General features: G+C 53.8%; 19 protein-coding genes. 10 read left to right on the top strand and 9 right to left on the bottom strand.

The features are described from left to right. Positions 1-157: 157 nt before the first annotated feature. Positions 158-538 (top strand): VOC family protein, encoded by a 381-nt coding sequence (locus K0H63_RS13080; RefSeq protein ID WP_220065055.1) that lies wholly within the window; start codon positions 158-160, stop codon positions 536-538. A gap of 93 nt (positions 539-631) precedes the next feature. Here K0H63_RS13080 and K0H63_RS13075 read toward each other — a convergent pair whose 3' ends face one another. Then, positions 632-1,498: a GGDEF domain-containing protein gene (locus K0H63_RS13075; RefSeq protein WP_220065054.1), complete on the bottom strand. Its 867-nt coding sequence runs from the start codon at positions 1,496-1,498 to the stop codon at positions 632-634. Between the two features lie 105 nt (positions 1,499-1,603). On the opposite strand from K0H63_RS13075, the gene tadA reads away from it, so the two are divergent. Next, positions 1,604-2,122 carry a tRNA adenosine(34) deaminase TadA gene (tadA, locus tag K0H63_RS13070; RefSeq protein ID WP_220065053.1) on the top strand — a complete coding sequence of 173 codons (519 nt, stop codon included), beginning with the start codon at positions 1,604-1,606 and terminating at the stop codon, positions 2,120-2,122. Between the two features lie 35 nt (positions 2,123-2,157). Here tadA and K0H63_RS20115 read toward each other — a convergent pair whose 3' ends face one another. Together K0H63_RS20115 and mltF are read right to left on the bottom strand one after the other, a co-directional pair. Beyond that, positions 2,158-2,280, bottom strand: coding sequence for a hypothetical protein (locus tag K0H63_RS20115; RefSeq protein ID WP_258405383.1), 123 nt, complete (start codon positions 2,278-2,280; stop codon positions 2,158-2,160). Positions 2,281-2,421: 141 nt separating this feature from the next. After that, entirely contained in the window at positions 2,422-3,867 is a 1,446-nt protein-coding gene (mltF, locus tag K0H63_RS13065) for a membrane-bound lytic murein transglycosylase MltF (RefSeq protein WP_220065052.1), read from the bottom strand. A 228-nt stretch (positions 3,868-4,095) separates the two neighbouring features. Here mltF and purL point away from each other — a divergent pair, with 228 nt between their 5' ends. From purL to K0H63_RS13040, 5 genes are all read left to right on the top strand, one after another. Beyond that, complete coding sequence (gene purL / locus K0H63_RS13060; RefSeq protein ID WP_220067902.1) at positions 4,096-7,977, top strand: phosphoribosylformylglycinamidine synthase; 3,882 nt, start codon at positions 4,096-4,098, stop codon at positions 7,975-7,977. Positions 7,978-9,089: 1,112 nt separating this feature from the next. Beyond that, a complete protein-coding gene (locus tag K0H63_RS13055) occupies positions 9,090-10,646 on the top strand; it encodes a cytochrome ubiquinol oxidase subunit I (protein WP_011760462.1) in 1,557 nt (518 codons plus the stop codon). Positions 10,647-10,661: 15 nt separating this feature from the next. Further along, positions 10,662-11,801: a cytochrome d ubiquinol oxidase subunit II gene (gene cydB, locus K0H63_RS13050; RefSeq protein WP_220065051.1), complete on the top strand. Its 1,140-nt coding sequence runs from the start codon at positions 10,662-10,664 to the stop codon at positions 11,799-11,801. Between the two features lie 12 nt (positions 11,802-11,813). Next, positions 11,814-11,927, top strand: a complete 114-nt coding sequence (cydX, locus tag K0H63_RS13045) for a cytochrome bd-I oxidase subunit CydX (protein WP_011760460.1) — start codon at positions 11,814-11,816, stop codon at positions 11,925-11,927. A 102-nt stretch (positions 11,928-12,029) separates the two neighbouring features. Beyond that, entirely contained in the window at positions 12,030-12,308 is a 279-nt protein-coding gene (locus K0H63_RS13040; protein ID WP_220065050.1) for a TfoX/Sxy family protein, read from the top strand. Between the two features lie 134 nt (positions 12,309-12,442). On the opposite strand, the gene K0H63_RS13035 is transcribed toward K0H63_RS13040, so the two are convergent. Beyond that, positions 12,443-14,443 carry a methyl-accepting chemotaxis protein gene (locus K0H63_RS13035; RefSeq protein WP_220065049.1) on the bottom strand — a complete coding sequence of 667 codons (2,001 nt, stop codon included), beginning with the start codon at positions 14,441-14,443 and terminating at the stop codon, positions 12,443-12,445. 667 nt (positions 14,444-15,110) lie between these two features. Here K0H63_RS13035 and K0H63_RS13030 point away from each other — a divergent pair. Next, positions 15,111-15,356 carry an HP1242/YdcH family protein gene (locus K0H63_RS13030; protein WP_220065048.1) on the top strand — a complete coding sequence of 82 codons (246 nt, stop codon included), beginning with the start codon at positions 15,111-15,113 and terminating at the stop codon, positions 15,354-15,356. On the opposite strand, the gene K0H63_RS13025 is transcribed toward K0H63_RS13030, so the two are convergent. Both K0H63_RS13025 and K0H63_RS13020 read right to left on the bottom strand, forming a co-directional pair. Next, positions 15,344-18,412 (bottom strand): efflux RND transporter permease subunit, encoded by a 3,069-nt coding sequence (locus tag K0H63_RS13025; protein WP_220065047.1) that lies wholly within the window; start codon positions 18,410-18,412, stop codon positions 15,344-15,346. The genes K0H63_RS13030 and K0H63_RS13025 overlap by 13 nt on opposite strands. A 3-nt stretch (positions 18,413-18,415) precedes the next feature. Further along, on the bottom strand, positions 18,416-19,528 hold the full coding sequence (locus K0H63_RS13020) for an efflux RND transporter periplasmic adaptor subunit (RefSeq protein ID WP_220065046.1): 1,113 nt from the start codon (positions 19,526-19,528) through the stop codon (positions 18,416-18,418). A gap of 153 nt (positions 19,529-19,681) precedes the next feature. On the opposite strand from K0H63_RS13020, the gene K0H63_RS13015 reads away from it, so the two are divergent. Both K0H63_RS13015 and K0H63_RS13010 read left to right on the top strand, forming a co-directional pair. Then, positions 19,682-20,302, top strand: a complete 621-nt coding sequence (locus K0H63_RS13015; protein ID WP_220065045.1) for a TetR/AcrR family transcriptional regulator — start codon at positions 19,682-19,684, stop codon at positions 20,300-20,302. A gap of 57 nt (positions 20,303-20,359) precedes the next feature. Then, entirely contained in the window at positions 20,360-21,379 is a 1,020-nt protein-coding gene (locus K0H63_RS13010; RefSeq protein ID WP_220065044.1) for a DUF6268 family outer membrane beta-barrel protein, read from the top strand. A gap of 135 nt (positions 21,380-21,514) precedes the next feature. Here the strand turns inward: K0H63_RS13010 and K0H63_RS13005 are convergent, their stop codons facing one another. The 3 genes from K0H63_RS13005 to K0H63_RS12995 form a co-directional block, all read right to left on the bottom strand. Then, positions 21,515-22,066, bottom strand: a complete 552-nt coding sequence (locus tag K0H63_RS13005; protein WP_220065043.1) for a chalcone isomerase family protein — start codon at positions 22,064-22,066, stop codon at positions 21,515-21,517. Positions 22,067-22,121: 55 nt separating this feature from the next. Next, complete coding sequence (locus K0H63_RS13000) at positions 22,122-22,601, bottom strand: DUF2947 domain-containing protein (RefSeq protein ID WP_220065042.1); 480 nt, start codon at positions 22,599-22,601, stop codon at positions 22,122-22,124. 139 nt (positions 22,602-22,740) lie between these two features. Then, on the bottom strand, positions 22,741-25,245 hold the full coding sequence (locus K0H63_RS12995) for a motility associated factor glycosyltransferase family protein (protein WP_220065041.1): 2,505 nt from the start codon (positions 25,243-25,245) through the stop codon (positions 22,741-22,743). Positions 25,246-25,502 lie beyond the last annotated feature (257 nt).

Here is a 25,502-nt window from a genome sequence, read left to right as displayed (position 1 = left end):
GTATTCTGAAAATGGACCAATCCGTTGGGAATAAGCCTAGCGGTGAACTTAATGGGCGCCAAGCAGGGCTCAAGCATTGCGGCTCACCGCAGGGGCGAAACACAGAGTCGAAATACAGTGCTTAATACAGGGCCTAAACACAGGGAATAGTTCGCTTATGAAGATTGACCACATCACCCTTCTGGTGTCATCGCTGGAACTCAGCATGCCTTACTACGAGCAATTACTGCCTTTGCTCGGCTTTTCAAAAAAGAAAAACCACGTATGGACGGATGGCGAAGGCTTTTTCTTTCAGTTTTTGCAGGCAAAAGCCGGTACCTCTGCCTACGAGCGTTACGGTGCAGGTATGAATCACCTGGGCTTTGGCGCGTCATCGCCTGAGCAGGTTTATGGGGTGCGTGCCGCGATGGCGGAGGCGGGGTTTGAGGTACCTGAGGTGCAAAACCTCGGTGGTGCGGTCGCCTTGTTTATGAAAGACCCTGACGGGGTGCGCTTTGAAGTTACCTATTACCCACCCGGGATGGCCGTGGTTGATTGACTTAAATAGGTATACCGCTTCAACCCAAGCAGCCATGTCTGAGGGGTAAACTTTTCAGAACCAATGCCTTAAAGGCACAGAATAACGCTGTGTTTATGCCGCCATTTCAATTCGGTTACGGCCGTTGCCCTTGGCGCGGTAGAGCGCTTCATCGGCTGCCTTCAACGCCTTTTCGAGCCCCCCATGGCCCGGTGAAACGGCGGCGAGCCCAGCACTGACGGTGATCTTGATGGCCTGACCATTGAGATTGAAATGGCTGGACTCAACCAGTTGGCGCAGGGATTCCATCCTCTTGCTTGCCTGTGGTAACTCGGCTTGCCTGAATTCCAGTAAAAACTCCTCACCACCCCACCGAAAAAACTGATCCTCTTCACGAATGTGGCTGCTGATAAGTTTGGCGAGTTCAACCAACACAAAATCACCGGCATCGTGGCCATAGGTATCATTGATGCGCTTGAAGTGATCCACGTCCACCAGTGCAAACACAGTGCTGCCACTGTGTGTTTTGGGAGCTTTGAAGGCACGGCGGTTCAATGCTCCGGTAAGGGGGTCGGTGGCAGCAATTTTTTTAAGCAGACTTTGCTGTACCAACTGATGATGAAAAAGCAGCAATAAGCCGGTGGCGGAGAGGAGAAGCCCGATTGACTGCAGTACGTCTTCCACAAAGCCAAATTCCGTTGGAATGGTAATTTCATCCAACCAGTCCATCAGACTGGCAAAGAAGGAGACGATTGCACCGCTCAGGAGCAGGGGATAGCTGTAGTTTAGGTGGCGTATATAGTGGCAGCTGAACATAATCACCAACCAGAAGAGTACCGGCACACTCTCAAGGATCAGTTCCAGGTGTTTTAGCTGAGGTTGGTGCTCTGTCCACTTAAGATACAGGGCTGCATAAAGGAGCCCGAGGAACAGAGTGATATATTGAATGTATAAGTGTCCGGATTGCTTATGAAAATGCATTAGCAGCGGCCTTTGAATTGTCTGACTAAAGTCTAGCCACAGCCGCAGATTTTGCCAGGCACGGGAGGCGGCAGTTATACTGTGCCCGTCAAAAATTGGCTGGAAATGACATTGCAACAATCAGAGCTGGATAAGCATTTTATGTCCCTCGCGCTTGAGGCGGCCAAAGAGGCTGAGGCGCGCGGTGAAGTCCCGGTGGGGGCTGTGTTGGTCAAAGAGGGCAAGGTGATAGCGACGGGCTATAACCATAACATCGGTCTTAACGACCCCAGTGCCCACGCGGAAATGCAGTGTCTGAGGGAGGCCGGGCGCATGCTGGGCAATTACCGGCTGCTCGATACCACCCTTTATGTGACCCTCGAGCCCTGTGCCATGTGTGCGGGTGTTATGGTGCACAGTCGTATCGAGCGTCTGGTGTTTGGCGCAAGAGACGAGAAAACCGGCGCTGCCGGCAGTGTGGTTGACCTGGTGAGGCACCCGGCCTTTAACCATCAGATCCAAGTGGAGGAAGGTGTGCTGGCTGAGGAATGCTCTGGCATGCTCAGTGATTTTTTCCGTCGGCGCCGTAAGGAACAAAAAGCCCTTAAGCAGGCTGCCCGTGATACGCAGTCTGCTTCGGAATAAGGATACGTTGGAAAGTGGGCGCAGGCCCGGTGGGATTAGTCTTCGGTTTGAATAAGACTGAAGAAGAGTTTTTGTCTGCGCAGTAAACGACTGTGGCGGAACTTGACCAGAGTGCGGCGTCTTGCTGCAGTACGGTTATTGATGGTTTTTCTTTTCATGTAAGGCCCCTTGTAACTCATTGGTCCTTAACGGCCAATTCTTTTTCTATACCGCACATTAGCAGTGGTCCGTGAGACTGGCAAGAGCAGGGGATCATAGCCACAGTCGCTGTGGTGAATTTCTGTTCACCAGTAAAGGGGTTATTCGCGGGGAGCCGCTGTTGGTGGCTCTGCGGCACTGCTGGCGGCGGTTTCTTCTACCTGAATCTCATCCGGAAGCAGGGGCTCATCTTTGGGTTTTTGATTGTCGACCCACACCAGGGTGTCGTAATAGCGGCGGATGGAGTCCACATAGTGCACAGCTTCACCTCCCCTGGCATAGCCATAACGGGTCTGGCTGTAAAATTTGCGTTTTTGCAGCAATGGCAATACCTGCTTCACATCCCGCCAGGCGCTGGGATTCAGCCCCTGCGCTTCAGCCAGTCTGCGCGCATCTTCCAAATGACCCAGTCCGATATTGTAGGCCGCCAGCGCAAACCACATCCGCTGATTCTCGGGAATGGACTCAGGCAGGCGATTTATCAAGTCCCGAAGATAATCGGCTCCACCGCGGATGCTTTGACGCGGGTCTAGGCGATTGGTGACACCCAACTGGCTGGCGGTGGCGTTGGTCAACATCATCATGCCCCGCACCCCGGTGGGGGAGCGGGCGTTTGGGTTCCAGTGCGATTCCTGATAACTGGCTGCGGCTAGCTTTCGCCAGTCCAGATCCCCGGCATATTCTTCAAACAAGGGCCGGTAACGGGGCAGCTTGGCGTCGATGGCGCGGATAAAGGCGCGGGTGTCCACATAATCGAAGCGCTTCACGTGGCCGAAGTATTTTTCATTGAGGTGGGCCAGGGTGCCGGCGCGTTTTTCCAGATGCCAGAAAGCCAGCAGCTTGCTCATGAGGGCATCGCTGTTTTGGGCGGGCAACAGCCAGACCACAGGGACTTTTTCCTCCAGCACCAGGCCGCTTCTCAGCTCCGGCATATAGCGGCGGTTGATGTCCAGACTTGTTGACTGCGCCAGGGTGTAATTAAGCTCGCCACTGGCAATCATGGCAATGAGTTCGTCGTTGTCTTTTTCGCTGGTTTGCTCCCAGCTCAGATTGGTGTGAGTTTGCTGCAGTCGGGTGAGGGTTTCCACAAACGCCGAGTCGGCCACCACCATCAGGTTGCCGCTGAGTTGTTCTATGGATTCGGGCGCCCTGTTACCCTGACGGTAAACCACCACCTGATCCACCCGGTAAAGGGGCGGTCCCATACGAAAACGATTACGGCGGTTGGGGCTTTCGGTGATGCCGGCGGCAATGAGGTCAATTTCGCCTTTGGCCAGCGCATCATAAAGTTCGCTTCTGTTACTGTAAGGCTGCATTTCCAGAGGCTTACCCAGATAGTCGGCAAACTTCTGGGCCAGCTCATAATCAAAGCCAGATAAGCCCTGGCCCGAACTCATGTAGATTTGGGCGCCGTACAGGGTGCCCACGCGAAGGGTCTCGGCTTCCGCTTTGGGTTGGGATTCGTCCACAACAACCCCTGGTGGCTGACAGGCTGTCAGCACCAGTACACTGGTCAGCAAAAAAAGGACTCTTCTTAATCTTATCAATCAATTAACCCCAGGAAATTCAGTTAAGGCTGGTCGAAAACGGCGCAATTCTACCCGATGCATCCTGAGCCCTCGCTGAACAGTCCGGCAATCCGTGCCAGAACCGGAACCCAATATTACAGGAAACACTGTTTTGAGTAAGCATGGCAGGTGATTTACGGGGCGCATTTCCCTATAATAGCGCCACCTCTGACCCTGTAATTATAAAAAGTAAGGTGAATTGACGTGATGGAGATCATCCGTGGAGCTCCTGCACTCTCGGCGTTTAGAGTGCAAAAGCTGATGGAAGCCTGTGAAAATGCAGCACTTCCTGTACGCCAAATCTATGCCGAATATATCCATTTGGCGGACTTGAACGAGGCGCTCAATGCTACCGAGCAAGAAAGACTCGGCAAGATCCTGACCTACGGTCCCGCCATTGAGCCCCATGCCCCCACAGGAACCCTCCTGTTTGTCACTCCCCGCCCCGGCACCATTTCTCCCTGGTCCTCCAAAGCTACCGACATCGCCCACAACTGCGGCCTTGACAAGATCAAGCGTCTGGAGCGTGGTGTAGCCTACTATGTTGAGTCGGATGCCCTGAGCGACGCTCAAACCAAGGAGCTCAAAGCCCTGATCCACGACCGCATGGTGGAAGTGGTACTGGCGAACTTTGATGATGCGGCGGTGCTTTTTGCCCACACCGAACCCAAGCCTTTTACCAGCGTGAACATCCTCGGCGAAGGCCGTGCTGCGCTGGAAGTGGCCAACCGCAACATGGGTCTGGCACTGGCGGAAGATGAAATCGACTATCTGGTTGAAAACTTCACCCGTCTGGGCCGTAACCCCAACGACATCGAGCTGATGATGTTTGCCCAGGCAAACTCTGAGCACTGTCGTCACAAGATTTTCAACGCCGATTGGACCATCGACGGCGCCGAGCAGCCCAAGTCGCTGTTCAAGATGATCAAAAACACCTTCGAAAAGACCCCGGACAATGTGCTGTCTGCCTATAAGGATAACGCCGCCGTGATGGTGGGTACCGAGGCTGGCCGTTTCTTCCCGGACGCAGACGGTGTATACAACTACCATCAGGAGCCGGTGCATATCCTGATGAAGGTGGAAACCCACAACCACCCAACCGCTATCAGCCCGTACCCTGGTGCTGCCACCGGCTCCGGCGGTGAAATCCGTGACGAAGGCGCCACCGGCCGCGGCGCCAAGCCAAAGGCAGGTTTGACTGGTTTCAGCGTATCCAACCTGAAGATCCCGGGCTTTGTTCAGCCTTGGGAAGGCAACTACGGCAAGCCAGACCGCATCGTGACGGCACTGGACATCATGACCGAAGGCCCTCTGGGCGGCGCTGCCTTTAACAACGAGTTTGGCCGTCCGGCGCTACTCGGTTACTTCCGTACTTATGAGCAGGAAGTATCAAGCCATAACGGCGTGGAAGTCCGTGGTTACCACAAGCCGATTATGCTGGCCGGTGGTATCGGTAACATCCGCGAAGATCATGTACAGAAAGGTGAAATCACTGTTGGCGCCAAGCTGGTTGTGCTCGGTGGTCCTGCGATGAACATCGGTTTGGGTGGCGGCGCGGCTTCTTCCATGGCCTCGGGTCAGTCCAGCGAAGATCTGGATTTTGCCTCGGTGCAGCGCGACAACCCTGAGATGGAGCGTCGCTGTCAGGAAGTGATTGACCGCTGCTGGCAGATGGGCGACAAGAACCCAATCCAGTTTATCCACGACGTGGGTGCCGGTGGTTTGTCCAACGCCCTGCCTGAGCTGGTAAACGATGGCGACCGCGGTGGCCGTTTCGAGCTGCGCAAGGTGCTGTGTGACGAGCGCGGCATGAGCCCGCTGGAAATCTGGTGTAACGAGTCCCAGGAGCGCTATGTGCTGTCTGTGGCTGCCGAAGATATCGACACCTTTGCCGCCATCTGTGAGCGTGAGCGTGCGCCATTTGCCGTAGTGGGTGAAGCCACTGCCGAGCCGCACTTAAGCCTCAATGACGAGCACTTCGACAACACCCCAATCGATCTGCCACTGGAAGTGCTGCTGGGCAAACCGCCCAAGATGAGCCGCCAGGTTGAAAGCAAAAAGGCCGTGAGCCCTGCGCTGGATCAGAGCAAGATTGCCGTTGGTGAAGCCGTGAAGCGCGTATTGTCGCTGCCAACCGTGGCCGACAAGACCTTCCTTATCACCATTGGTGACCGCACAGTAACTGGCCTGGTGGCCCGCGATCAGCTGGTTGGTCCCTGGCAGGTACCTGTGGCCGACTGCGCCGTAACCGCCGCCACCTTCGATACTTACGCCGGTGAAGCCATGTCCATGGGTGAGCGCACGCCGCTGGCATTGCTGGACTTTGGCGCCTCTGCCCGCATGGCGGTGGCCGAGTCCATCATGAACATCGCTGGTGCCGATATTGGCTCGTTCAAGCGCATCAAGCTGTCTGCCAACTGGATGGCCGCCGCCGGTCACCCGGGTGAAGACGCAGGTCTCTACGAAGCGGTGAAAGCCGTGGGCGAAGAGTTGTGTCCTGAGCTTGAACTCACCATCCCTGTGGGCAAGGACTCCATGTCCATGAAGACCGCCTGGGAAGTGAACGGTGAGAAGAAAGCCGTGACCGCGCCTATGAGCCTTATCATCTCCGCCTTCGGTGCCGTGAACGATGTGCGCAATACCGTGACTCCTGAGCTGCGCTCCGACAAAGGTGACACCAGCATCCTCTTTATCGACCTTGCCAATGGTCAGAACCGTCTCGGTGGTTCGTGCCTGGCGCAGGTGTTTGGTGAGCTGGGTGATGTGGCGCCGGACCTGGATAACGCCGCCAGTCTGCGCGGTTTCTTCGAGACCATGCAGAAGCTGGTTGCTGCCAAGCAGGTAATGGCATACCACGACAAGAGTGACGGTGGTCTTTTCACTACTCTGGTGGAAATGGCCTTTGCCGGTAACACGGGTCTGGATATCAATCTTGCTGGTATCGCAGGCTCCGACCTTGAGCGTCTCTTCAACGAAGAGCTCGGCGGTGTTATTCAGGTAAGTGCTGGCGATGAAGCTGCTGTACGCAGCGCTTTCGAAGCTGCCGGTCTTGCCGTACACGCCGTTGCCAAGCTGAACAGCGATGGTCAGGTTCGTATCCACGATGGCGAGCGTCTGGTGTTTGCAGACAGCCGCGTAACCCTGCGCACTCTGTGGTCCGAGACCACTTACCGTATGCAGGCCCTGCGTGATAACCCTGAATGTGCCCGTCAGGAGTTTGAGCTTAAGCAGAAAGCCGACGAGCCAGGTCTGACCGTGAAGCTGGGCTTCGACCCAAGTGACGATGTGGCTGCGCCTTATATCCTCAAGGGCGCCGCGCCCAAAATGGCGATTCTGCGCGAGCAGGGCGTGAACTCCCACGTGGAGATGGCAGCTGCGTTTGATAGAGCCGGTTTTGAGAGCCGCGACGTGCACATGTCCGACATCCTCTCTGGCCGCATCAGCCTGGAAGAGTTCCAAGGCCTGGTGGCTTGTGGTGGTTTCTCTTACGGTGACGTGCTGGGCGCCGGTGAAGGTTGGGCCAAGTCCATCCTCTTTAACCAGCGTGCCCGCGACGAGTTCAGCCGCTTCTTCGAGCGCGACAGCAGCTTTGCCCTCGGTGTGTGTAACGGTTGTCAGATGATGTCGAACCTCAAGGACATCATCCCCGGTGCCGAGCACTGGCCACGTTTCGTGCGTAACCGCTCCGAGCGCTTTGAAGCCCGCTTCAGCCTGGTGGAAGTGCAGTCGAGTCCATCACTGTTCTTCTCTGGTATGGAAGGCTCTCGCATGCCAATCGCCGTGTCACACGGTGAAGGTTTTGCCGAGTTCGCCAACGCCGAAGCACTGGCGCGCGCCGAAGCCACAGGTACTGTGGCGCTGCGTTATGTGAATGGTCATGGCGAAATCGCCACCCAGTACCCGCAGAACCCCAACGGCTCGCCAAACGGCCTGACCGGTATCACCACGCTCGATGGTCGCGTCACCATCATGATGCCGCACCCAGAGCGGGTATTCCGTACAGTGGCCAACTCCTGGCACCCAGACAACTGGGGCGAGGACAGCCCATGGATGCGCATGTTCCGTAACGCCCGGGTGAAACTGGGTTAAGCGACGCTGATATTCGGTGAATAAAGCTGACAAAAAAGGAGCGATGAGAATCGCTCCTTTTTTATTTTCATAGGGAATTGAATTTCAAGAATTATTTATCGACCATTTTTGCGACTTTTTGTTAACTGAGACTTTTGCCACGTCAAGGTTAATTTGCCAGCGAAGCCGCCATATCCCGAATCACGCCCATAAAAAAATGCCCCGCACCTTTTCAGGGCGGGGCCGTTTTGCGCTAACAAAACATCAATTCACTTCAAGGGAAATCGGGTACTGCTTACAGCGGGCGAGCGTTGTACAGTTCAACGAAAACGCGCTTATAAGCCTTAATAACACGGTCAAAGAAGTTTTTCATGGCACATCTCCACAGTCAGTTTCAGGGGTTGCGGAGTGAGCCCCGGAACACGTCAATTGGGGGCATCTCCTCGACTTGTGCGTATATTAGCCACTCATCTCGTTGGTCTCAAACGAGAAAAATTGAAATAATTCATTAAAAAAACTTATCGAATAAAGCTTATGTTTGGCGATGATAATAAAAAAGTATATATAAAATAAGTGCTTGAAATTCGATGTCGTAAATTTGTTGTAGATATATTTATGTTTTACTTTGGCTTATTGGTTAATGTATTGGTCTGTACGGCTCTATCCGTTTTATGTGCAAAAATACGCATATTTCATCGGGCGAGGGTGCTTGCCTATTCCATTGGAACTGGGGTGTCAATCACGCCGCCTCACAAAATGTGTGCTCGCTTGCAAATTCCACTTAAAGCCCCTGCATTGATTGATTTACGTCAATTCAGGGTGGTATAAAATTGCTGCTGAAATCCCTTAAAACCAGGTGTAATTACCTGATTGCAATAATTTTTGGGTGTTTCACACCCGGTGACGCCGGGTGGTCATCACAAACTGCTGTAAAAGTGTGAGTTGAGTCTGGATTATCGGGGCAAAAACACGCAGGCAGGGAAGATGGACCAGGACGTCAAAATGTCTGCCCTTGGACCAATTCAGAATGCCGGGGCATCAATAACTCAAATTTTACTATCCTACAAAGGTTGCTGCGCTTATCGATGGGGATCGGATAAGAGTAGCAGGACGCACCAAGTAAGGAGTCGCTGATGATTGTTGAAGAGGTTGTTGAGCTATCGCGCCTACAGTTTGCGCTGACGGCCATGTATCACTTCCTGTTTGTACCCCTGACCCTGGGCATGGCCTTTCTGCTGGCTATCATGGAATCGCTTTACGTGATGACCAACAAGCAGATCTACAAGGACATGACCAAGTTCTGGGGTAAGCTGTTCGGGATCAACTTTGCCCTGGGTGTTACAACGGGCCTGGCCATGGAGTTCCAGTTCGGAACCAACTGGTCTTACTATTCTCACTATGTAGGCGACATCTTCGGTGCGCCGCTCGCCATTGAAGGCTTAATGGCCTTCTTCCTCGAATCTACCTTCGTGGGTATGTTCTTCTTCGGTTGGGACAGATTCTCCAAACGTCAGCACCTCACGGTAACCTGGCTGATGGCGCTCGGTACCAATATGTCCGCACTGTGGATTTTGGTGGCCAACGGCTGGATGCAAAACCCTGTGGGCTCTGTGTTTAACTACGAAACCATGCGCATGGAAATGACCAGCTTCGCCGAAGTGGTCTTTAACCCGGTTGCCCAGGTGAAGTTTGTACACACAGTGGCTTCTGGCTACGTGGCCGGTGCCATGTTCGTGCTCGCTATCAGTGCTTACTACATTCTGAAGAAGCGTGACCTGCCATTTGCCCGTCGCTCTTTTGCGATTGCTGCAAGCTTTGGTATGGCCTCTATCCTGTCGGTTATCGTGCTCGGTGACGAATCAGGCTACAAGGTCGGTGAAGTGCAGCGTGTGAAACTGGCTGCCGTTGAGGCCGAGTGGCACACAGAGCCGGCTCCAGCTTCCTTTACCGTGGTTGGTTTCCCTAATCAGGAAACCATGCACACCGATGGTGCCATCAAAATTCCTTATGCGATGGGGATTATCGCTACCCGCTCATTGGATGAGGAAGTGACAGGTCTGCGCGATCTGGTTGATGAGCACGAAGTGCGTATCCGTAATGGTATGAAGGCTTACGCCATGCTCGAAGAGCTGCGTGCCGGTAACAAGGACCCTGAGCTTAAGGCGGCTTTTGAGGAAGCCAAGATAGACCTGGGTTATGGCCTGCTGCTCAAGCGTTACACCGACAAGGTGGTCGATGCCACCGAAGAGCAAATCAAGGCCGCCGCCAAGGATTCTATCCCAAGCGTGGCACCGCTGTTCTGGTCGTTCCGTGTGATGGTGGGTCTGGGCGTTATCATGCTGTTTGTGTTTGCCGCTGCTTTCTGGCAGAGCACCCGTCACCGCATTGAAGAGAAGAAGTGGGTACTCAAGGCCGCGCTCTATAGCCTGCCGCTGCCATGGATTGCCATCGAGTGTGGTTGGTTTGTGGCCGAGTACGGTCGCCAGCCATGGACTATCTCTGAAGTGCTGCCAACCTTTATGTCGGCCTCCAGCCTGAACCCCAGCGATCTCTGGTTCAGTATCGCCTCTATCACATTGTTCTACTCTGTGCTGTTGGTGATTGAGCTCTTCCTGATGTTCAAGTATGCCCGTCTTGGCCCAAGCAGCCTCAAGACCGGCCGCTATCATTTCGAGAAGCTGGAAGCCTAAGGGAAGGATAAGACTATGTTTGATTACGAAGTATTGCGTTTTATCTGGTGGGCGCTGGTGGGGGTACTCTTTATCGGCTTCGCTGTCACCGACGGTTTTGACATGGGTGTGGGTGCCTTGCTGCCGATTATTGGCAAAGATGACACCGACAGACGGGTAATGATCAACACAGTTGCCCCCCACTGGGACGGTAACCAGGTGTGGCTTATTACCGCCGGTGGCGCGCTGTTTGCTGCCTGGCCCATGGTGTATGCCGTGTCTTTCTCGGGCTTCTATGTGGCCATGGTGATTGTGCTGCTGGCGCTGTTCCTGCGTCCGGTGGGCTTTGACTATCGCTCCAAGATTGAAGCGCCACAATGGCGTAAGTCCTGGGACTGGGCGCTGTTTGTGGGCTCCTTCGTGCCGCCGCTGATCATCGGTGTGGCCTTTGGTAACCTGCTGCAGGGCGTGCCATTCAACTTTGACGAGTTCCTGCGTGCCAAATACCACGGTGGTCTGTTCGGCCTGCTCAATCCATTCGGTTTGCTGGCCGGTTTGGTCAGCGTAAGCATGTTTATGATGCAGGGTGCGACCTGGCTGCAAATGAAAACCGAAGGCGAGCTGCGGGTGCGTGCCACCAATGCCGCTCAGCTGCTGGCGCTGCTGTTGGTAGTGCTGTTTGCCGCCGCCGGTTTCTGGGTTGCCAATGGCATCGATGGTTATGTGATTACCTCTGCTATCGATACCCATGCGGCGTCAAACCCAGTGGGTAAAACCGTTGAGTTGGTGAGCGGTGCCTGGATGGCGAACTATCAGACTTACCCCATCACCATGGCCTTCCCTGCACTGGGTCTGGCGATGCCTGTGTTGGTGATTCTGTTCAGCCGCATGAACCGCAGTGGTTTTGCCTTCCTGTTCAGCTCGCTGGCGGTAGCCGGTGTGATTCTGACCTGCGGCGCGGCCATGTTCCCGTTCGTGATGCCATCTTCTCTGGAGCCGGGCGTGAGCCTGACCATGTGGGATGCCACCGCCAGTGAAATGACCCTGACCGTGATGACCTGGGCTGCTATCATCTTTGTTCCGATTGTGCTCTCGTACACCATCTGGACTTACTACAAGATGTATGGTCGTCTGAGCCGTCAGTTCATCGACAACAACAAGCATTCACTGTACTGATAAGGAGTCGCTATGTGGTATTTCACCTGGATTCTGGGCGTACTCTTGGCCTGTTCCTTCGGAATTATCAACGCCCTGTGGCTTGAAAACACCGAGAACATGGACCGCAAGTCAGACGACGAATAAGCGCCTGTCACTTCACAAACCCCGCCAAGTGCGGGGTTTGTTCTTTCTGGCGGCTGATTTCCAGATGCTATGATGGGCAAATTGCCTGTCTGGGAGAATTCCGTGACCCCCATTATAAATGCCGCCAATCTTGGCCCCAGGTCTGCGGCTTGGCTCAGTGAGATAGGCCTGTCCAGCCTTGAAGAGCTGAGGGAGCTTGGCAGTATCGAAGTGATGCTGCGCCTGAGACATGCTGGAATTCCGGTGAGCCTCAATCTGCTCTACGCGCTCGAAGGTGCGTTGGAAGGGCGCCATTGGCAGGACATCAAGCGGGAGAGAAAAGGGGAGTTGGTGCTGATGTGGGACGCTGCATTAAGCCTTGATACTCGGCACAAGCCCTGACTTCAGCCCAGAGATTCAGCCCTGACAGTCAGTAAAGTAAAGGAAGCTTTTGGCAGAGCACTCACTCGGCAATTTGCCGGCCATTCAGAGAAACAAAAAAGCCGCCTTTGGCGGCTTTTTATTGTGGGTGAGGATCAGGTTCTGAACACCCCAATCCGCGCGGTCAGATCCCGCGCCAAGTCCCTCAGTTGATTGGCGCTGTCCACCGTCGCCCCGGCGCGAAACTCTCCTTCCCTGGCGAGGTCACTTATCAGGTGCAGATTGCGGGTAATGTCTTCGGCGACAGTGCTCTGCTGCTGAGTGGCACTGGCGATGCTGGCTGAAACCGTGGCCAAGTCTCCGATACGGCCGGTAATGGTGTCCAGTTCCTCGCCCGTGATACTGCCCTGCTCGGCGCAGCTTTGGCCCAGTTCGTGGGCTTTTTTCATCTGGGCAGAGGTGTTTCGCACCTTGTCCTGCAGGTTGGCTATGGTTTTGCCGATTTCCTGAATGGAGCTTTGGGTACGGCTGGCAAGGGTTCTGACTTCATCGGCAACCACCGCAAAGCCGCGGCCCTGCTCACCGGCACGGGCCGCTTCGATAGCGGCATTCAGTGCCAGCAAATTGGTTTGTTCGGCAATGCTGTTAATGACTTCAGTGACCTGGCTGATGGCTTCGCTCTCTTTGGAAACCTGTTCAACCGCATCGTGGCTTGCAGCCAATACCTCACTGAGGCGGCCGAGGTCCGCAACCATGCCATCCAGTCGTTTCTGACCCTCCTTGGCGGCAGAGTCTACACTCTGGCTCTGCTGCGCCCCGTCACTGGAATGTTCAGCAACATCGCGGATGGAGGTAGACATTTCTTCTATGGCGGTGGCGATCTGGTCGGTTTGGGCCATCAGGGCAGTGGCTTCGTCGCCATTTTGTGCGGCGATTTGCCTTGCATCCTCGGCCATGGTGCCCAGGGTGGTGACAGATGATTTCAGGGATTCGATAAGGGTTTTCAGATTGCCTGCCATGGTGGCAACACTGTTACGGATATGGTTCACCTCGTTTTGGGTATCGGCTGGGCTGGTTTGCCAATGCTGATCCAACTCACCCCGACCCAGACCCTCGAGCTGCGTTTTCAAGTCGGTCAAAGGTTTAAGTGCCCGCAGCAACACCCAAGACAGGCTCAGGGTGATAAACAGAATAGCGCCCACCGACAGCAGGGTATTGACCTTGAGCAGGGCCACACTCTCCTCATGGAGCTCCGCCATGGGGACTGATGCTATCAAACGCCAGTGCCAACCGGGAATATCGCGGGTGATAAGGTATCTTTCCTGCCCCTGGATGTCGGTAAACTCCATCTCGTCGTTGCCCGATGGCAAATCAGCAGGAGAAAGGCCCTCAAGCATAGTGGCATTCAGGGCCTCGCCGGCCTGACTTTCCTGGGCGTATACCACTTCACCCTTTTGGTTTAACAACATGAAGTGGCCGGTTTTTTCAACCTTCAGGCGGCTGACGGCGGCTTTTAGCTGGGTCAGGGAGTCGCCGATATCAAAGCCGATATAGAGTACGGCCACCACTTCTCCGGCCGGATTTTTAACGGCCCGATACACTGTCATATAGTCGCGACCAAAGAGTTGGGCGTAGCCCTCATATTGTCCGCCCTGAAGCAAAACGTTGTATGCCGGGTGGGTTTTACCGAGATAAGTCCCCAGAGCCCGGCTGCCGTCGGCTTTTTTGAGTGACGTAGAAATCCGTAGAAAGTCATCACCGTCTTTCACAAACACGGTGGCGGTGCCGCCGGTAAGGTTGGCGTAGCGGTCGACCTTGCTCTTGGTCGAGTTGATTTGTTCTTTATCGTGCATCAGCGCAGGTGTGTCCTGGCCGAGCACTTTCACCTTATGCCCGGGTTTATAAAAACTGCCGGGATACATTTCTCTGAGGACGTCGGCATTGCGGTGGGCGAGGGAGGCAAGGCTTTGGTACTGCAGCGCCAGCATGTCGGTAACGGCGTCAGCCTTGGATGACATGGCGTGGGTACCTTTTTGCTGCAGCGCATTGGATGCCGATTTGTAGGCTATCAATCCCATCAGGGCAAACACCACCAGGGTAAGCAGTGTTGCTAATATGCCTATCTGTTTGGCCAGAGGCCATTCTTTATAGTTCATTGTTATTCCTTACAGATTCGCAGGGTGTGACTAATGTACATCGGCACGGCGTACGAAAAATTGACCAAGCTCCAACTCTGAATTTACCTTTTGTTAATTTAATCACGCGTGATGAATTTGAGTTGATGTATGCAATCTGTAGTGGTGCTTAGTATCCGGAGCACCGTTAATCGGCAATAGAAGGAAAGAAAGCGTGATGAGAGCAAAGCGACCTTGCCTCTGAGGACGAAGCGTATCTGGGGAAGGTTAGGTATCTACAGCCGTTGGGTTATATCAAAGGCGCCTGAGACCATTATCAATTCGACAGTGCCGGGCCCAGATTCTCAGTGACAGCTTGTCGTGGCAAAGCAGTGTGTCCTTGGGGCCAACCTGACGTATGACTATCTGGAATTTGCCTGCGAGTGCACTTACAAAGGCAATTTTCAGGATATTGATGGTCGTACTCTCTGGGCGGCATCCCGCCAGTCGTTCCAGGCAGAATCTGAAAGAAGCCAAAGGCGCCCGAGGGGCGCCTTTTTACCGGTTCAAATTTGCACAAGTCAGAGGTGCGGCTTATGGTGAATGGGTTGTTCGTTTTTTGTACTGCTTTCCTGTTTGGGGCCAGAAGGCCAAATCAGGTGGGCGGCATACAGAGTTACATTTATCACCCACCCATATGGAGGTCATCATGCTGGGAGAAAATCACCTTCTTTCCAACGAGTTCCCCGATTACAGCGAGCTTATCCAGAGTCTTAAGTCCAGTGACAGCGACTTCAGTGCCAAAGCCAGACGCTATCACGAGCTGGACCATAAGATCCGTGGTCTGGAGGTCAACAAAGTGCCCACCACAGATGAACACTTTTCAGCCCTCAAACTCGAGCGCGCCGAGCTGAAAGACAAAATTTATCACACCCTCAAGGCTCACACAGGCTGAGCCGAGAATTGAGCCTGCCCCCGTTGTTGCATCAGCAGGCGATACATCACTGGTACCCACACCAACGACAACAGGGTCGTCAGCACGGTTCCGCCGGCAATGGCCACCGCAAAAGGTGGCCAAAACCCGCCTCCGGCAATAATCAGCGGTAAAAATCCCCCCACAGTGGTGATGGTGGTCGATGTGATGTGGCGGGTGCAGCTGGCCACGGTTTTCACCAGCGTCTGTAATGACATCTGTCTGGCATCGGCCACATCCTCAAGCTCTGCCAAAATCACGATGGCGGCATTAATGGCAAGCCCCATTAACCCCAGCAAGCCGATGATCACCGTAAAACCAAAAGGGTAACCAAAGAGATATACCGCAAGCAGCCCAAGTCCTGCCGACTGCGCTGCGCTGAGCAATATGATGCCGGTCAGGCGGAAGGAATTGAAGCTGAGCACCACGGTGGCAAGCAGCAAGGTGATCACCAGCGCCACCGATGAGAGCAGATTGCCGACTGCTTCATTGCGCTTGGCGCTCTCGCCGCCCACTTCGATGTGGTATCCCGGCGGCAGAGGCAGGGCATCAATGCGCTCACGGACATCGGCGAGGACCCTGGCCGGTAACACATCGGTCTGAATATACGCCTCAAGGGTATTGACCCGCTGACCGTTGCGCCGGGGAATGGCACCGCGGCTGACGGTAATGTGCGTGTGGGACAGGGCCGACAGCGGGATACCACTGCCTGCACGGGATACCAGCTCAATGGCAGCAAGCCGCCCTTGCTGCTCACGCATGCTGTCATCCAGGCGCACCCGCACCGGCAAAGACTCGGTTTGCTCGAGAATACTGCCGCCGCTTCTGCCTGTGGTGGCCATTTGTACCTGATTGGCGATATCTGTAAGCGTCAGACCGCTCATCAGGGAGGCATCTTCGTCTACCGCCAGCTGCACCTTGGGAGCCCCCGGGCTCAGGGTGGCACGGGTATGGATCACCTTGTCGTGTGAGGCAAGAATGGCGCGGATTTCATCTCCGAGGCGTCTGAGTTCTTCTAAGGACGGCCCATACACCATCATCTCCACAGGGGCATTGAAGGGGGGGCCCTGCTCGAGTTTACGCACCAGTACCTGTGCCTCGGGGAACGCCTTGTCGAGGGTGCGCTGCAGTGTTGGGATCAGGGCATTGGCGGTGTCGAAGTCCCGCACCTTGACCATGGCTTGGGCATAGTTGGCCGCTCCCTGCTGGCGCTGGGTGATGTTGTAGTAAAACGAGGGAATGTTGCCACCCACGACCCAATCGATGCGTTCGATGCCATCGGTTTGCTCCAGCAGCTTGTCCATGGCAGCCACCGTGATGTGGCTGCGCTCCAGACTCACCTGGGGGGCCAGGTACACTTCAATCTGGAACATATCCCTGTCGGAAGGCGGGAAAAATTGTTCCGTCATACGGCCTGCGGCCATAAAGCCAAGCAGCGGCAACAAACCTATCAGGAGTGCGCTGGCCAGGGGGCGTTTCAATACCTTGCCAAGCAGCCCTTCGTAGGCAGCAGCCAGTTTGGGCATGCGAATACCGTGGGCACGCCAGTCGTGGCCTTCACTTGCGGGGCTAAAACGTCCGGCTAATCCGGCAATCAGGGTATGGGAGATAAGGTAGGAACCGGCGAGGGCAAACATCACGGATATGGCAATGCCACCGACAAACTCACCTGCTGCACCCGGCATCAACACTATGGGCGCGAAGGCGAGAATGGTGGTAATGGTGGAGCCTGCGAGCGGCAGCCACAGGTGCTTCAAGGTGTTGCTGACGGCTTCCAGTCTTCCCTGTCCTTCCTGTCGCCGCTGTGAAATGGCATCCACTATTACGATGGCGTTATCCACCATGATCCCCAGCGCCACCACCAATCCGGTGACTGACATCTGATGAATGGGTAAGTCCACTGCGCGCATGCAGGCGAGGGTAAAGAGTGCGGTGAGGGGTAACGACAGCGACACCACAAAGGCATTGCGAAGCCCCAGGGTGAGCATTAACACCAGCAGTATGATGATAAAGCCCTGCAGCAGGTTCATGGCCAGTTCACCCAGACGGGTTACCGTGTAGCTCTCCTGTTCAAACAGCCACTGCACCTCGATATTGGCGGGCATACCGGCTTCGAGCTCGGCCACTGTGCTGCGAACCTGAGTCAGCCATTTATCTACCCGGGTGTTATTGAGCATACGGGCACTGACCATGATGCCGCGCTCGCCGGACAGGAGTGCCAGGGTATCGGGCGGCGTCTTATATTGGCGACTGACGCGGGCAACGTCACCCAGGCGTATTATCTGGCCGGAGGAATCTACCTTGAGGGGCACCTGACGGATGCGGGTTTGGGAGTCCAGCTCACCGGACACCTCCACCAGAGCACGGAAATGGCTGTTGTGGATTTCTCCCGCAGCAATTTTACTGTCGGCCGCAGACAGGATTTGCGCGATGGCGCCTGGGGTCAAGGCCAGTTGATTGACCTTGTTGCCATCGAGCTCCACCAGGATTTCTTCGTTGGGGGCACCATAGAGGTGGGCAAAGTCAGTTCCCGGGAGCAGGCGCAGGCGGCTCTGCATCTCTTTGGCATAGCGCCCGAGAATATCGACTCTGGGCTCGCCACCGCCGCGCCACGCAAGACCCAGGATAACCGTGTTGGCATAGCCAATCTGATCGTCCAGCGTAGGGTTAAGTGCGCCCTCCGGCAATTTGGCCCGGCTGTCGGCCATTAGATCCCTGGCCCGGGACCAGACAGGATCGGTTTCGGTAATATCATCCTTCAGCTCCAGCTGAATAACCGATATGCCGGGTCTGGAAGTGGACTGGATAAGCTTTAATTCTTCCAGCCGCCTTAACTGGTTTTCCAGCACCTCAGTAACAAGGGCTTCTACCCGCTCTGCCGAGGCGCCCGGATAGTGGGTGATAACCGAGGCATATCTGTTGGTGATATGGGGGTCTTCCAGTCGGGGCAGGGCACTCATGGCGCCAAGCCCTGCAACCAGCAAGAGCGCAATAAAAAGCGCCGCCAGTCTGCCGTTTTCCACAAAGGCTTTAATCATGGCTTACCTCGTGGCAAGGGCAGTCATGGGCTGCACATGCTCGCCAACCACCAGTTTATGTAATCCCTGAGTGACGATTTGGTCCCCTGCATTGAGGGCGCCAACGAGATACGCCCTGTCTTTATCGGTAAAGAGGATTTCCACATCACGGCGCTCGACCACAAATTGGTTTTCACCGATGGGTTCAACTACATAGAGGTTCCAAAGGCCCCGAAGACCATCGGTGAGTGCTGACACGGGCACCCAGTAACCGGGCGTATTCACCTGCTGCTGATAATGAAGGTAGGCAATTTCACCGTTAAGGACGCCGGCATCGGACGGAAGCGACAGCCTGAGCCCAACGGTACGAGTCACGGGGTCGATGGAAGGGTTAATCCCGGCAAGCACAGCGCGGTAGTGCTCGCGGCCAACACGTAAGTCCATCAGTTGTCCCTGGGTGAGGCTTTTGGCGATGTCAGCCGGTACGCCGACGTGGGCCTGGGCGGCTTTGTTTTCAACCAACACGAACACCGGCTGCCCCAGGGGAACGACTTCACCCAGGTTGAAACTGCGGCTGCTGATACTGCCATCGAATGGGGCCAGCAGCTGGGATTTTTCCAGTTTAAGGGTATTGGCATACAGGCTGGCTTTCAGGCGCTCACGGGCACCTTCGAGGCTTCCGAGCCGTCCTTGGAGTTCATCCAGTTGCTGGCTGGACACATAACCTTGCTTTTTCAGTTCCAGGCTGCGCTTGAGGGTGGATTGCGCCAGGCTGAGATCGGCGCTGTTCTGGCTCAGTGCAGCCTGAAGCTCCTGCTGCTCGGCTTTGAGTAAACTGGTATCGAGGGCCGCAAGCAACTGACCTTTTTGTACCCTGTCACCACTGTCGGCATAAAGGCCACTGAGCTTGCCCGCCAGTTCAAAGCCCACCCCTGTGGTGTTTGCGGCGCGGATGGTGCCACTGAATTCCAGTGGCCTTTGATAACCCTCGCTGAGACTCAGGCTCTGGGTGATAACGGTGGGCGGGGTATTGTCATTGAATGGCCCGGCATCCTTTTCCTGACAGGCGGACAGTACTCCCAGCCCCAGTAGCAGGGGCAGGTGTCTTATCCACCTGTGGCAATTCATCACGTTCATGTTTGTTTCCTGTCGGTATCACTCCGGTAGGGCGCCGGTTAAAAAGTGGTGAAACTGGACTGTCTAGTCTATTTTGGTGAAACTGGACTGTCTAGTCTATTTTATGCTTAAATTTAGACTGATTTTTTCGCTTAACCTGACCGAGTGTTATGAATGACATCCATACAATCTTCCAGCCCCAGTCGCAGTGAACAAAAGCGCAGTGCCATTTTGGAGGCCGCTATCGCGCTTTTTTGTGCCCAGGGCTTTCCCAATACCAGTATGGATGAGGTGGCCAAAAAAGCCGGGGTGTCCAAGCAAACCGTGTATGCCCACTTTGGTAACAAGGACGATTTGTTTGTTGCCTCTATTGAGTGCAAATGCGATGTGCATGAAATAGCACCTGAGATGCTGGCGGATGTGGCGCATCCCGAGCAGGTGCTGTTGCAGTTTGCCAGCCGGTTCGGCGACATGATTGTCAGCGAAGAGGCCTTGACCGTTTACCGGGCCTGCGTGTCACAGTCAGAGACCCATCCGGAAGTTTCCCGTTTGTATTTTGCGGGCGGGCCAAGCCGGATCCTGGCCATGCTCAGCGACTATTTTTCCCGGGTGGAAGCGACAGGGGCTTTTCGGTTCGGCGATGTGCGCCATGCGGCAATCCGTTTATGCCTGATGCTGTACGGGGAAAGGCGCCTGATGTTGGAGTTGGGATTACCGCTGCAGGAAACAGACAGCGAACGGGCCCGCTATCTTGCAGACACAGTGAAAATGTTTTTGGCTGCCGCAAAAAGCTGATCCCAGGCGCGGCGGCTGCGTATTGGCTCCCAGAATTTTTTACCACGGATGATACCCATGAAAATGCCGAACTTGTCGCTGCAAATCTTAATTAAGTCAACCACATCAGCTGCATCAGAGGATGTCACTGAAGCGGCCGGTACAAATCAGTATGCGCTCTGCGAGACTAGAGCTCACAACAGCCACCGTAAATCCGGCCATCCAAACCTGATGTCCACCCTCTGTGGTTTTGCCTTGTTGATGGGATGCATTGTGCCCGATGCCTCGGCGCAGGGGCGTCCGCCGTCTTTGTCTTTTCAGGCAGCCTATGCCAGTACCCAGGATGCCGAAGTGGGGCAGGCGACCCTGGGGCGTGATCTCTATATGTTCGATTTGAAAGGCAACCACGGCCTCAATCAGCATTGGTCTGTGGGATGGTCACTGGGTTATGACGTGCTCGATTACCGTTGGCAATCCGGTGATGACGCACTCTTTGCCGGGCGGGTTGCGCCCTGGAGTTCCATCAACAGATACAATCTGTCGATGTCGGTCGGTTATCGTGATGACAATTGGTTTTATAGCCTGAGCCCCATGCTGCAGTATACCTGGGCCGATACGGCTTCATCATCCGATGCCCAGAGCTGGGGCCTCGTTGCCACAGCCATGCACAGATTTGATAATGGTAACCTGCTCGGCCTTGGTGCTATCTACCTGGATGATATAGGTAAAAGCCGTGTCTTCCCGTTTGTGGCTGTTAACTGGCGATTGTCGGATACCTTCGTATTGACCAATCCTTTTGATGCCGGATTCAGCGGACCTGCTGGGCTTGAGCTTATCTATGAAATGTCGCCGGCGTGGCAATTGGGTGTTGGCAGCTCCCGGCGCAGCCAGCGGGTATTGCTGGATGATAATGGCCAAACCGTGGAGTTTGACGAATGGGTCGGATTTTTACGCCTTGGTTGGCAGATTGGCCAGAAGGTAAGCCTCAATACCTATGCCGGCATGATGTTTAATGGCGAAATGGAATTGGGCAGCGGAGAGCGGGAAAAACTCTCCAACGAAGGGGCTCTGGCTCTGGCCTTTAAAGTCGAGTTTTAAGCCTGTCACCCAAGTGGTTTTTTAAGCGGCCCGGACAGGCGTTGTTGCAAAAGGCCGGGCAGTAGAAAACGGCCTGGCAAGGCAGAAACAAAAAAGGACCCTGAGGGTCCTTTTTTGTTTTGTGTGGATGATGCATCAGTTACCCAGCATATCTCGCTTGAGGCTTTTCTGGGCCGGACGCTCGCCGAGCCAAATGTTGAGAAGGGCTTTGGCGAAGGTCGCGTCACCTACCCTGGGCTGGGGGATATCATTTTTGATGGCTTCCACGCCATCCCGGCTGGCAATCAACACGAAGTTGTCGCCGGGTTTGATATCGGCTTCAAACAGCGTCATAAAGGCGGCGATACTGGCCTTCATGGCGTCATCCATCTTGCCATCGGTTGCGGCTTCAAAGCCGTCGCTGATGGCATCGCGCATTTTATCGCTGGTGATAAGGTCAGACAGAATATCCAAGCGGATGATGGCTTTATCCTGTGCCAACACCTTGTCGGCAGTGTCGGCTGTGGCGGTCAGATAGAGGCTGCCCACGTACAGGTCCATAAAAAATTTGCTGCGTACCCCTGCGCCATTGAGCACATAGGTTTGATTATCCTGCGACAGGCTATCGGGCAGAGCTATACCCGCAACCTCTTTGGCAACACCTTGAAAAGAAAGACAGAGTAACAGTAAGGAAAGGAGTGACTTCATCACGGCTCCGGAAATAAGAGGGGGGCTAGGGCGGGTAAACCGACCTGCATAGATGTTAGCTGCGAACGCCCAGTTGCACGTTGCCATCTTGGGTAAAGAGTGCAACCTGGGGCTGGCTGGTAGAAATCAGCAGTGGGCCATCATCAAAAAACAGAAAGCATTTCCAGTTACGTACAAACACATCCCAGCGGGTTTCGATGGCCTGATATTTGTCGTAGCAAAAGAACACCCGGGTATCGTCCGGCCACTCAAAATGTGCCGCCACAACGGCGGGCAGGGCGGCTTCGTCGCTGTCCCAGGCGTCTTGCCAGATATCGCTTTTCACCCAGCTTTTAGGGCGTCCGCCCCAATCGGCCTTGGAGAAATGCTCTGATGCGCTGGCCTTATCACTCACCAGTTGTTTCCACACCGCCATGGCACTTTTTTCATCCAAAGGATAAATACAGGCCTTGTCATCATCGCTTACCGGCAAGTCTTTGTTGTTGAAAATCCACTTGCGACGGTATAGGGCAAGTGGAATATAGCTGTAGGTCAAGCAAGACTCCCGGGTACAGGCAGAAAATTGCGGCCATTATAGCGGGATAGCCCACGCTGGCAAAGTCAGGGCTTTGTCTCCAAATTGCAACCTGGCCGGGTTGTGTATTCCGTCGACTGGGATAAGGTGCACAAGCAGATTAGTTCTTTTCCTCTAGCACCGCTAAGTATTGAGATGCAATGGCATTATCCGGGTCTGCCTGCAAGGCGTTACTGAATGATGTTACGGCGGCATCTGGTTCATTCAACTCCATCATGAGTTGACCCAGTTTGATCCAAGTCGGTACATCACCCGGGTATTTTTCGAGGTAGTCAACATAGGCGTTGACTGCTGCTTGCCACTGCCGCTGCAGCTTTAGCACCTGAGCGTAAAGGGGGGCATATTCATCACTGTATGACAAAAGCTTGCTCAGCACTTCGGAAGCTTGATCCAACTTCTGCAACGACAGGGACAATACCACAATCTCCCTTAGCTCTGTTTCTGTCCTGTCTTTGTTTGGTATGCAAATAAGGCTGTCCAGTGCCTGTTCCTGCTTATTTTCCAGCTGGTAGACATAACTTTGGGCAAGAAAATAGAGCCTCTGAGCCTCTGCTTCTTTTGTTCTCAATGGTTCAAGCAGCTTTACCATGTGGTTAAGGGCGGCTGAGTTCCGATAGCGATACAATATGATTAATTTCTGTTGAACGCCCGATAGCGAGCTGGCTTTTGTCGCTACAGCGGCGATTCCTTCACTTCCCTGTAACATCTCGTTTTCGAAAGCCTTTTGTAGTCTGGCGATACACTCTCTATCTTCATCTGTTAGATCGTTTGAGATTTCAGTTTGCCTGTCCAGCCAGATATTCACTCTGCCAGGCTCGAGGTTGCTCAACCAAAATGCTTCCAGTTTGTGTAGTTGGGTGAGGCCCCGCAACTCAGACTCACGCGCGTGAAGTATCAGCTCACAGTCACTGACCATCTTTTCCAGCATTTGACTGTTTTCTTCAAAAGCCCTGTAATAGGCTTCTGTCATGTCGAGCATCTTGTCTTGGTGCCATTCATCCGTTGCGGCAGGGTTGAGAAAACGGATGAATTCGCCATAGCCGAAAAACTTGAGAAACCATGCCAGCTTGGAATACTTCTCGTTAAGCTCCTTTTCAATCGATTCTATTCTCTGCTCCAGGTTGCTAGCCTGGGTTTGTGAAACTGGCGGGTTGGCCAAAGTAACCCTGAGGGATTGGTTGCATTTGATGGCTTCTTTTGCCAGCTTGGAAATGGCAAGCAGTTTTTTGCGTGTGGCCTTGATGTTGCTCACGCAGACGCAGAGGTCACGTTTGATGTTTTCCTGAGTTGTATGCGGAATCAAACTGTTCAGCTTGGCGAAAGCATTAATACCAGTCGGCTCAAAGGAGAAGGATAAGTGGTTTCGGTACACAATACCTTCAATTTTGGCGGCATCTTTTGACAGGTTGTAAATGGCACAGTTTTGCAGATTTTTCGTTTGTTCTGCTAATGAACGCATCGCGTGCAGCAACTGGATTGGCGTTTCGGCCTGATGACCGGCGTAGGTTTCCACCCATTCCCCCAATCCGCTCAGGCTTGGGCCTATCTTGGCTTCAATACTTCCTTGGGTATGGCTGAATCCAGAAGGTGAATAACAAAAGTCCACCCCAGAGAGCAGGATTTCACTAAACCCCATCTCAACTGCCAAATGAATAGCGGCATTGGTGACTGTGGGACCCATGGTTTCTATGTTGTCTTGGGAGCCATCGTCATCCCCCCATGGATACCTTGGCCCCAGATAAGCGCTCTTACCCCTCCACTGACCAATGAGACTGGGCGTGACGTGATTTGAGTTGATGAAAATTGTTTGGTCGGTCAATTTCAGCAGGTCTTTACTGACCTCCATACTCATCTGCTGTGGATCAACAGAGACGACTATGTGTGGTGTTATGCCTTTTTCTATTAGTTGTTTGCTTAACCTGGAAACCGCAAAGATTACCAAATCCTGCTGATGGGATTTTACCCAGTCGATATGGCAGTCAAGTGATGGACCTCCTGCCAATACTATACATCTATGACCTGTGAACTGATTGCGCAGCAAAGAGGCGGGATGACGGTTATCGGCCAGGTTTTGCAGTTGCCTCTTGACGAAAATTTTTTGGGTTGTGCCTATTTCATGATTGAAGGTTTCATGTTGAATAAGCTTTTCTACTTCGGCGGCCAGCAACAAATAATCTTGCAGATAGCCTAATTCGGCCCCCAAAGACTTATGCAGGCTGACTGCGTTTTTGGCTATGTAGATATCGTTATTGTCAGTTGAGATGCGTTCGGTAAACTCACTTAAAGACATCACCTGTAGCTTATGGGACAACTGCTGCGGTATGTCTATATTGAGTAACCTGAGCACTGGGTCGAGTTCGACAAATAGATACTTGCTGCCCACAGGTAACTCTGCATCCAGCAGATAATTGGCCAGCAGGCCCGAGTCAAGGCCAATGATGATATGCAGGTGTTGCTGCTTTTGGAGCAAGTCTTTCAACTTGGCCCGGTACAAGGTTTTTGAGTCCAGTTTTTCAAACGTTTGCCTGTTTACCGATGGTAAATAGACTTCGTCAAACTGGCTGATGGCAAATACGGGATTGATCTCTTGTGATGACCCTGGCATAGCATCCTCTATTGGTGTCCATTGGATGTCTCAGCAAACCGTCAAAAAACAGCGATTCCTGGCAAGAGGTTTTCTGGACAGGAAGCACGGGCCGGTGAGCAAGGCTAAGTTCGACTTACTGTAGCAATTACATGAAAATCAAGCAAATTAAAGGTTTTTAGATAACTCTGCACGTTCTTTCTTTGGAACTGCAATGGATGACTCTGGCATTGGCATGCTGTTTGCTTTCTATTCAGCAACGCAAATATCTGCCGGGC

Source organism: Shewanella zhangzhouensis (genome assembly GCF_019457615.1).
GTDB classification, from domain to species: domain Bacteria; phylum Pseudomonadota; class Gammaproteobacteria; order Enterobacterales; family Shewanellaceae; genus Shewanella; species Shewanella zhangzhouensis.
Note: the sequence above shows the minus strand (reverse complement) of the source record. Positions and strands in the feature narration are given on the sequence as shown.